Raw genomic sequence first — 9,477 nt, 5'->3', positions numbered from 1 at the left:
CTTCGTCATGGCAGCCGTCGGGATATTCTCGATATCGAGGTTTGCCCCAGGGCCTGAAGATTAAAATATTTTATGATTTCAAGGCAGGAAGTACCGTGGCGGCAATCACCATGGCCAACATCCACTTGATCAGGATCAATTGTCCTGTGATCCGGGTTTCAAGCTCGCGCATATCGCTCTTGAGTTCCGACTTGAGTTCCCGCAGATCCCCCTTGGTGGCCAGTTCCTTCAATTGGACATCCTGGATTTCCTGAAAAGCCTCTGAAAACGCCTCGGCTTGTTCCTCGCTGACTCCGGCATCCCGAAGGCGGCGAACGAAACACCATGATTGCATCCACCATTTTTGATCAGGAGACAACATTTTGTATCTCCTCGCCATCCGGCAAGGCTGTTTCCTTAAGGGCCAAAACATGGTCAAAAGCCTGTCGGCGTGAGATACCTCGGAGTTTGGCCAGTGCCTGGGAGAGAATTTTGGTGGGACATTGCAGGCGCAACAACTCCACAAGCAGACGTTCCTGATCCGGATCCACGGCCTGTTCCACCTGTTGGGTCCCCTTGCCAATGACCAGGGTATACTCCCCGCGGATCGTTTCCCGGTCCTGAAACCGCTGCCAGAGTTCTTTGACGCTGCCCCGCTCCACAATTTCGTTGGGCCGGGTAAGATTGCAGGTGATGACCATCTCCCGCTCCGGCATAATTTCCTGACAATCGGCCAGGGTTTCCAGGAGCCGATGCGGTGTTTCAAAGACCACGGTCGTGACCGTGGCGGCGGCAATTTCCTGCAATACCTGCACACGCTTGCCCCGGGTCCGGGGAAAAAATCCCAGGAACAGAAAACGATCCGTGGGCAATCCGGAAATGGCCAGGGCCGCCAGAATGGCACTGGGTCCCGGAACTGGTGCAACCAGGGCACCGGCCTGAATGGCACTGCGCACCACCGGATACCCGGGATCGGCACAGCCCGGGGTACCGGCCTCGGAAATCAGGGCCAACCGTTCGCCGCGTTGCAACCAGGCACCGATTTTTGTGGCGCGTTCCTCTTCATTCTGTTCGTGACAACTGATCAGCGGCTTGCGAATGCCCAGGGACTTCAATAATTCATCGGCTGTGCGGGTATCTTCCGCCAGAATGCGATCCACGCCGGCCAGTGTCGCCTGGACGCGGGGCGACATGTCCAGGGGATTGCCAATCGGCAGGGAGACCACGTACAAGATACCTTGGGTGACGGTTGCGCCCGGAATACCGAGCGGCACAACCTCGACGATCACTTCGGCACCCGGCTGGCGCAGACTCGCGATGAATTCCCGGTCCAAATCCCGCGCCGATTTGCTGGCGGCATGGGCCAGCGTGTTCCCCTGCGGGAGAGGATGACGCCGAATGATCAGGGGATCCCCCGGCTTGAAGGTGGGTGACATGACGGCAAACAGGGTTACCGCCCGCTCGCCACAGCGCAAGGTGATAGAAACCGGACCACGCAGGGCAGCCAGGGCATCGGCATCATAATCAGCCTGGACACCGATGATGCAACTTCCCCGTTGCGTGACATCCGGATCGGTGGTCAACTCCAGGGTCTTGGCGTGGGATGCCTGAATGTTCAAATGACCCCGGCAATGGATGCGAACCCCCCCATCCGGTTCTGCAACCTTCTTCCTGTCTGACGGATTCATGTCGCTTCCATCCCGCTCCAGGACTTTACCGACAATGACAATGCAAAATATTTTTGGACAGGATTGTTTTGGCAGGTGACAACGGGAAGGGGTTTCCTGGAAAATCGTGTTTGCCCCTTATCTGCCAGGTCTGGCAATGGGCAGGGAGAACATGCGGATCGACAACTCAATCGGTACAACGTCATGGCCATTATCCTCGGTTTGAACGCCTATCATGGAGATGCTGCTGCTGCCCTGGTGGTGGATGGCCGACTCCTGGCGGCGGCTGAAGAAGAACGGTTTCGCCGGATCAAGCACTGGGCCGGCTTTCCGACCGAGGCGATCCGCTACTGTCTGGCCGCCGGGAATGTCACGCTGGACCAGGTGGATGTCATGGCCATCAACAGCAACCCACGGGTCAATCTGCTGCGAAAAATGGGGCATGTTCTGCGCTATTTTCCGGATCCCCGCTTTGTCCTGGAACGCCTGCGCAATGCCCGTCGCCGGCAAACCCTGCTTGAAGAACTGGAAAGCCATTTTCCACATTCCCGTTTTCAGGGAGAGGTGCAACGGGTGGAGCATCATCTGGCCCACCTGGCCTCCTCTTTTCTGGTTTCGCCATTCAAGACGGCGGCTCTGCTCTCCGTGGACGGTTTTGGAGATTATGCGTCAGCCGCCTGGGGAACGGGCCGGGAAGAGACCATCACCATCCAGGGAAAAATTCATTTTCCGCACTCCCTGGGCATATTTTACCAAGCCATGACGCAATATCTTGGTTTCCCACATTACGGCGACGAATACAAGGTCATGGGACTGGCCCCCTATGGAAATCCCGCGCACATGGAGGCCATGGAACGCCTCGTCCATCTGGCAGACAATGGCAATTATTCCCTGAATCTGGACTGTTTCCGTCACCATCGGGAAAACATTCATTACAGTTGGGAAAATGGTGCCCCGACCATGGACGATCTCTTCACGCCGTCTCTGGAAATACTCCTCGGTCCCCGGCGTCACCCGCAGGATGAATTGACCCAACGCCACAAAGACATTGCCCGTTCTGTACAGACGATGTACGAAAAGGCGTTTTTTCATCTCCTGAATGTTCTGCATCGCCGCACGGGTCTGGAAAATCTGACCCTTTCCGGGGGGTGTGCCATGAACTCGGTGGCCAATGGCCGCATCCGGCACATGACTCCCTTCCGCAACGTCTACATCCAGGCCGCTGCCGGCGATGCCGGCGGGGCCATCGGCGCGGCCATGGCCGTCTGGTGCGGGCGGTTTGGTGGTTCCCGACCCGAACCCATGCAACATGCCTACTGGGGTCCCGCCTATTCGGACATCGACTACGAACACCTGTTGCTGACCCATGCCACCAATCTGGAAAATTCGAACTGTTCCGCCACGCTTCTGGAAGAGACCGAACTGATCAAGCGCACCGCCCAGGCCATTGCCGATGGCAAGGTTGTGGGTTGGTTTCAAGGGCGCATGGAGTGGGGACCGCGTGCCCTGGGCAACCGTTCCATCCTGTGCGATCCAAGGCGGCCCGACATGAAAGAAATCCTGAACCGCAAAATCAAGCGCCGGGAATCCTTCCGACCCTTTGCACCGGCCATTTTGCGCTCGGAGGTTGCCGGGTGGTTCGAAACCGACGCCGATGTCCCCTTCATGATGCAGGTGTTCCAGATCCGGGCAGAAAAAAGAGACCAGATTCCGGCTGTCACGCATGTGGATGGTTCGGGTCGCCTGCAAACCGTCACCGAGGCAACCAACCCCCTCTATCATCGCCTGATCGCCGCCTTTGGCGAGTTGACCGGCATTCCCATTCTCCTCAATACCTCCTTCAACGAAAATGAACCCGTCGTCTGTCAACCCGGTGAGGCCCTGGATTGTTTTTTGCGCACGCAGATGGATCATCTGGTGATGGGACACTGGTTTTTCACGCGCAACAAGCCGGGCCAGGTTGCCGACGGATCCGGGTTGCGCTGAGTGTCCGGGTCGATGTCCAATGCTGTCTTCATTTCCGCAACGGTATGAAAATGCGGAAAACCTGGACACCCGGAACGAAAATTGTATATCTGGCAACGTGAGGATAGGGCAGACCTGGACGCCCGGGACAAAATTGTGTATCCGGCAACATGAAGGTACGGCAAACCTGGACGTCCGGAACTGAAAATGTGTATCTGACTGGGAAAAAGTGTATTCTTCCTCATTCATCCTCAAACCGGGAACGGATCATGATAAAGATTGGAATTATCGGAGGTTCTGGACTGGATAATCCAGTTATTCTAAAAGGTACCAGGCAACTGGACGTGGAAACCCCCTATGGCAAGCCGTCATCGGTACTGACGACGGGCAAGATAGGCGGTGTCGAGGTGGCCATCCTGGCCCGCCATGGCCATGGACATACCATTCCACCTTCCAATGTCAATTTTCGCGCCAATATCGCCGCCCTGCACGCCCACGGCTGCACGCACATTCTGGCCACAACGGCGGTGGGATCGTTGCGTGGGGAGATTGCCCCCGGACATCTGGTGTTTCCGTCCCAGTTCATCGACTGGACCAAAAAAAGGGCAAGCACCTATTTTGACGGCAACGAGGTGGTGCATACCCCGATGGCCGAACCTTTCTGCCCTGGTCTGCGCCGGTTGTTCGCGGCCACGGCCCGGGAGCTGGGGATGGAACATCACGAAAACAAGACCGTCATCACCATCGAAGGTCCACGGTTTTCCACCCGTGCCGAAAGTCACATGTTCCGCCAATGGGGAGCCGATATCATCAACATGAGTACGGTCCCCGAATGTGTTCTGGCCCGCGAAAAAAAGCTGCACTATGCCCCCGTGGCCATGTCCACCGACTATGATTGCTGGCACGAGGAAGAGGCACCGGTCACCTGGGAAATGATCAAGCAAACCATGCATGCCAATGCCGACCGGGTGGTCCGTCTCTTTCTGGCCCTGATTCCAAAAATTGTCGAAAACAATGATGGTTGTACCGAGTAACAGCAGTCGTCACATTGCCAATCAGAGCCCGAACGGGGGACAACATGACCATTAAAAGTTTGATTCGGACCATTCCCGACTACCCCAAGCCGGGGATCATGTTTCGCGACATTACCACCCTGCTGAAGGATCCGGTGGGGTTGCGCATGACAATCGATGCCCTGGCACAACGCTGTCTGAGCGCGGAAACTCCGTTCGATTGCATCGTGGGTATCGAGGCACGCGGTTTCATCCTGGGAGGAGCCTTGGCCTATACCCTGGGCAAGGGATTTGTCCCGGTGCGCAAAAAGGGCAAACTTCCGGGGGCTGTCGTGACGCAGGAGTACCAGTTGGAGTACGGAACCGACAAGATTGAAATTCACCAGGATGCCATCACTTCCGGAACCCGGGTCCTGCTGGTGGATGACCTTCTGGCCACGGGCGGCACGGCCCTGGCCGCAGCGACACTGGTGGAAAAACTGGGAGGTATCGTTGCCGAAATGGCCTTCATCGTCGATCTTCCCGACCTCGGCGGCAGTAAAAATCTCACAAAACGCGGCTACCGGTTTTCCACCCTGGTTGAATTTGAAGGCGAGTGAGTGTGACAGGATCAAGCGGGACGGGAAAGACGCCACCCTTCGGGATTCCCAGGGAAAAACTCCTGCCGCAAGTGGGAGACGTGTTGCCCGTCCTGCAATTTTTAAAGTTGGCTGTGCAACGTCACACATGCAACGATTCCAGGATGGAGACAACCACTCACGAATGCCAATCTGAAATTTTCAGGAATTGTGTCAAACAATATGGCAGGGCAATCGCACCTGGAATCATCATGAATGTAAAATCAATGTGTTGCATCTTGGAAGCTGCAAGCAAGGCGTTCGTGACACATTGAAATCACAGAGCCTGAATTTACAAATGCGATTGGCCTGAACAATATGGACTTGCACCGTCATGAATACATGTGATAATTCAGTATGGAGCCGGATTGGCGGATCGTACCGAACCGAGGTGACGTAACGTGGCCCAACAGGCTGACAGGCAATTTTCCACAAACCCCGCCGACATGGCGGTTGTTGGCTTGCGGGCTTTTTTCCAGATAGTAGAAAAATGGGGTGTCCATACCGAACAAGAGCATCTCAAATTGCTCGGTGAACCTGGACAAACCACATATGCTGGTTGGAAACATGGTCAGGTCCAAAACGTCTCCCACGACACCATGGAACGCCTTGGTTACATCGTCGGCATTTTTAAAGCCTTGCAAATTCTCTACTCCGATTCTCGACTGGCAGATGCCTGGATTCGTCAACCCAATCAGTATTTCAATGGCCAATCCGCCCTTCAACATATGCTTGGAGGCCGTGTCACCGACCTTGCTGATGTCCGCCGTCTGTTGGATGCTGTCCGTGGTGGATAGACATGAATAAAATACCGACACACCCTGTCGTGTGGAAAAAAACCTTCCGTATTATCCCCACTCGCCATCCCCCAGTCAACCTTTTCGAGCGCATTGCCCCACCCGATGATTGGGATTTGTTGGCCGAAAGGAATCGCGTTTTTCTGATGGATCGTATGGGATCTATTACGCCGGCAAGGAGCAGGAAACCGCCATCCGGGAAGTGGCCCACCATAGGAGCCAATTTTGTGCTGCCACTCAGGATCCACCGCATGCAGCGGATTTTATAACCTTGATCGGTAGTGTAGAGAGCCTGTTGCATGATATTCGCATCGGTTATGACCATCTCCATGATCCCAATTCCTATACCGAAAGCCGGATGGTCGGTCGCCAGCTCCGAGACAGAGAGAGCAACGGTCTGGTTTATCGCAGTGTCCAGTGGAATGGTTCCCACGTGGACCGTTACTTTATTTTTAATGATTCAGGTGAATGGAAATTATTATAAAAATAATATCAATAAAATCTCAACGTACCATACGATTTGTCAATTTTCGTCCATGACAAACCCCGGTATACTGGACCAGGCCGTGCTGTTTCCCACCAGCTTGCAGAAAAGCCATGGGTACTCCCCACAAAAATGAGTTAGTATGGGCTGAAGACAGCATTGTTGGCAAAAAATTCAGTTGGTCGAGGAATCCATGGACGAAAACATTCAAAAGGTATTTGACACCATCCGGGAGAAGCTGACCCTCCTAAGGGGGCATCTTTGACTATGATCAAGGCCGCAAACGACTGGAAGAGCTGACTGTTCTCAGCGCCGATGCCAATCTGTGGAACAATCCTGACAAGGCTCGGGAAATCATGCGGGAAAAGGATCGCCTGGAAAAGACCATTGGCGACTGGGACCGTATGGACATGGGCCTCAACGATGCCCGGGATCTGGTGGAACTTGCCCGTGCCGAAGGGGATGCAGCGGTACTGGCCGATGTGGCCGCCCAGGCCCGCGACATGCTCGCCCGGGTCGAGGATATGGAACTCCAGAGAATGCTCTCCGGCGAGGCCGACATGAACAACGCCTTCCTGGAAATTCATCCCGGGGCTGGAGGCACCGAATCCCAGGATTGGGCGGAAATGTTGCTGCGCATGTATCTGCGCTGGAGTGAAGCCCACGGGTTCAAACATGAACTGGTCGATTACCTGCCGGGAGAAGAGGCCGGCTGCAAATCGGCCAGCGTCCGGATCGAGGGGGAGTTTGCCTACGGATTCCTGAAAACCGAAGGAGGGGTCCATCGGCTCGTGCGTATCAGCCCCTTCGATGCCTCGGCACGCCGACATACCTCGTTCAGCTCGGTCTATGTCTATCCGGAACTGGATGACCGGATCGAAATCGAAATCGACGACAAGGATCTCCGGATCGACACATTCCGGGCGTCGGGAGCCGGCGGACAGCATGTCAACAAGACCAGCTCGGCCATCCGGATCACCCACCATCCATCCGGAATCGTGGTACAGTGTCAGAATGGCCGGTCGCAACATCGCAACAAGGATGATGCCATGAAAATGTTGCGCGCCAGGCTCTACCAGATGGAGTTGGACAAACGGGCCGAAGCGGCACAAGCTGTCAATGATGCCAAGACCGACATCGGCTGGGGCCATCAGATCCGTTCCTATGTCCTGCACCCCTACCGCATGGTCAAGGATGTGCGCACCGGCGTGGAAACCGGCAACACCGAGGCCGTTTTGGACGGTCACCTGGATCCTTTCATCCGGGCCGCCCTGGCCCAGAGAATCATGTCTGTTTGAGGAGTTCCCATGTCCAGTGAGGAAAACCAGCAAATTGCCATTCGGCGGGCCAAGGTGGAGGCCTTGCGGAGCGCGGGGATCAATCCCTATCCGAACGATTTCAAACCGGAAGCCAAACTTGAATGGATTCGTCGCGAGTTCGGGGAGATGACCGATCCGGAAAGCCTGACCGGCATTCAGATCCAGACCGCCGGACGGGTCATGTTGTTGCGCAATTTCGGCAAATTGACCTTTGCCACCTTGCAGGACGCCACCGATCAACTGCAAATCGCCGTGCAGCGGGATGCTGTGGGGGCCGAGATTTATCGAGACATTTTTCGCAAGGTGGAGGTGGGCGACATTCTCGGGGTGGTCGGCACCCTGTTTCGCACCCAGACCAACGAGTTGACCATCCGGGTCAGTGAATTTCGCATTCTGGCCAAGGCCCTGCGCACCCTGCCGGAAAAGTGGCACGGCCTGGAGGATGTGGAAACCCGTTATCGCCAACGCTATCTCGACCTGATCGTCAATCCCGAGGTGCGCAATCTGTTCCGGACCCGGTCGATGATCATTCGACTGCTGCGGGAGTTCATGGAGAGCAAGGGGTTTTTGGAGGTGGAAACCCCCATGATGCACCCCATTCCCGGCGGGGCCACGGCCCGGCCATTCGTCACCCACCACAATGCCCTGGATGTGGACCTCTATCTGCGGGTCGCCCCGGAACTCTATCTCAAACGCTTGATTGTCGGAGGCTTCGAGCGGGTTTTCGAGATCAACCGCAATTTTCGCAATGAAGGGCTGTCGATCCGGCACAATCCTGAATTCACCATGATGGAGTTTTATCAGGCCTATGCCGACTATCGGGATTTGATGGACCTGACCGAAGAGTTGATCCTGCACCTGGTCTTCCGGACCTGCGAAAAGCCCTGGGTGATTCATCAGGGACGCAAGATTGATTTCACCCCTCCCTGGCCGCGTCTGACCCTGGATCAGGCCCTGGTCACGTATGGGGGTGCCGATCCGAAACAGGTCACCTCCCCGGACTATCTGCGGCAATATCTGCAAAATCACGGCGTCACACCCGATGCCGCCTGGGATGCGGGTCAACTGCTGCTCACCGCCTTTGAAACCGTGGTGGAGAGCAAACTGATCCAGCCCACCTTCATCATGGAATATCCCATCTCGGTCTCCCCCCTCTCCCGGCGGTGCGACAGCAATCCGGAAGTGGCGGAACGCTTTGAATTGTTTGTGGGTGGCTGGGAAATTGCCAATGCATTTTCAGAGTTGAACGATCCGGAAGACCAGGCCAGACGGTTCCAGGCCCAGGTGGCTGCCCGGCAGGCGGGAGACCTGGAGGCCATGCATTTCGATGCCGACTATATCCGTGCCCTGGAGTTTGGCATGCCCCCCACGGCTGGCGAGGGGATCGGTATCGACCGTCTCGTGATGCTGTTGACCAATGCCGCCGCCATCCGTGAGGTGCTTTTGTTTCCACAATTGCGGCCCCAGGTTGCCTCGGTCCAGGCTTCCCAGGCGGAGTGAAATTTTCTTCCATGTTTTTGCGGCATCCGGTTTGGACTTTCCAGGCAGAGTGAAAGGCTGTCCATGAACTCTCGGATAAATAAAATTGGAAAGGAAGATTTTATTGGGGCTCCGCCCCAAACCCCGCCAGGAGGAA

Annotated in this window: 9 protein-coding genes; 7 read left to right on the top strand and 2 right to left on the bottom strand. The window is 55.8% G+C overall.

The annotated features are described in order from the left end of the window. Positions 1-70: 70 nt before the first annotated feature. Both HQL65_19000 and rsmI read right to left on the bottom strand, forming a co-directional pair. Positions 71-361 carry a DUF1640 domain-containing protein gene (locus HQL65_19000; GenBank protein MBF0138326.1) on the bottom strand — a complete coding sequence of 97 codons (291 nt, stop codon included), beginning with the start codon at positions 359-361 and terminating at the stop codon, positions 71-73. Beyond that, a complete protein-coding gene (gene rsmI, locus HQL65_18995; protein ID MBF0138325.1) occupies positions 348-1,667 on the bottom strand; it encodes a 16S rRNA (cytidine(1402)-2'-O)-methyltransferase in 1,320 nt (439 codons plus the stop codon). Before rsmI ends, HQL65_19000 begins: the two co-directional genes overlap by 14 nt. Positions 1,668-1,850: 183 nt before the next feature. Between rsmI and HQL65_18990 the strand changes: the two genes are divergently transcribed. From HQL65_18990 to lysS, 7 genes are all read left to right on the top strand, one after another. Continuing rightward, on the top strand, positions 1,851-3,632 hold the full coding sequence (locus tag HQL65_18990; GenBank protein MBF0138324.1) for a carbamoyltransferase: 1,782 nt from the start codon (positions 1,851-1,853) through the stop codon (positions 3,630-3,632). Positions 3,633-3,880: 248 nt separating this feature from the next. Further along, positions 3,881-4,645 (top strand): S-methyl-5'-thioadenosine phosphorylase, encoded by a 765-nt coding sequence (gene mtnP, locus HQL65_18985; GenBank protein MBF0138323.1) that lies wholly within the window; start codon positions 3,881-3,883, stop codon positions 4,643-4,645. A gap of 44 nt (positions 4,646-4,689) precedes the next feature. Continuing rightward, on the top strand, positions 4,690-5,223 hold the full coding sequence (locus tag HQL65_18980) for an adenine phosphoribosyltransferase (GenBank protein MBF0138322.1): 534 nt from the start codon (positions 4,690-4,692) through the stop codon (positions 5,221-5,223). 464 nt (positions 5,224-5,687) lie between these two features. After that, a complete protein-coding gene (locus tag HQL65_18975) occupies positions 5,688-6,038 on the top strand; it encodes a DUF2384 domain-containing protein (GenBank protein ID MBF0138321.1) in 351 nt (116 codons plus the stop codon). A gap of 109 nt (positions 6,039-6,147) precedes the next feature. Continuing rightward, positions 6,148-6,522: an RES family NAD+ phosphorylase gene (locus HQL65_18970; protein MBF0138320.1), complete on the top strand. Its 375-nt coding sequence runs from the start codon at positions 6,148-6,150 to the stop codon at positions 6,520-6,522. Positions 6,523-6,715: 193 nt separating this feature from the next. Then, positions 6,716-7,820 (top strand): peptide chain release factor 2 gene (gene prfB, locus HQL65_18965; protein ID MBF0138319.1). Its coding sequence is split into 2 segments (ribosomal slippage): positions 6,716-6,784 and positions 6,786-7,820, totalling 1,104 coding nucleotides; the frame shifts between segments, so codons are not numbered across the junction. Between the two features lie 9 nt (positions 7,821-7,829). Beyond that, positions 7,830-9,341, top strand: a complete 1,512-nt coding sequence (gene lysS, locus HQL65_18960; protein ID MBF0138318.1) for a lysine--tRNA ligase — start codon at positions 7,830-7,832, stop codon at positions 9,339-9,341. Positions 9,342-9,477: the final 136 nt, after the last annotated feature.

The sequence above is a fragment of the Magnetococcales bacterium genome (assembly GCA_015228935.1).
Taxonomy (GTDB): domain Bacteria; phylum Pseudomonadota; class Magnetococcia; order Magnetococcales; family DC0425bin3; genus HA3dbin3.
This window is presented reverse-complemented; position numbering and strand designations above follow the sequence as displayed.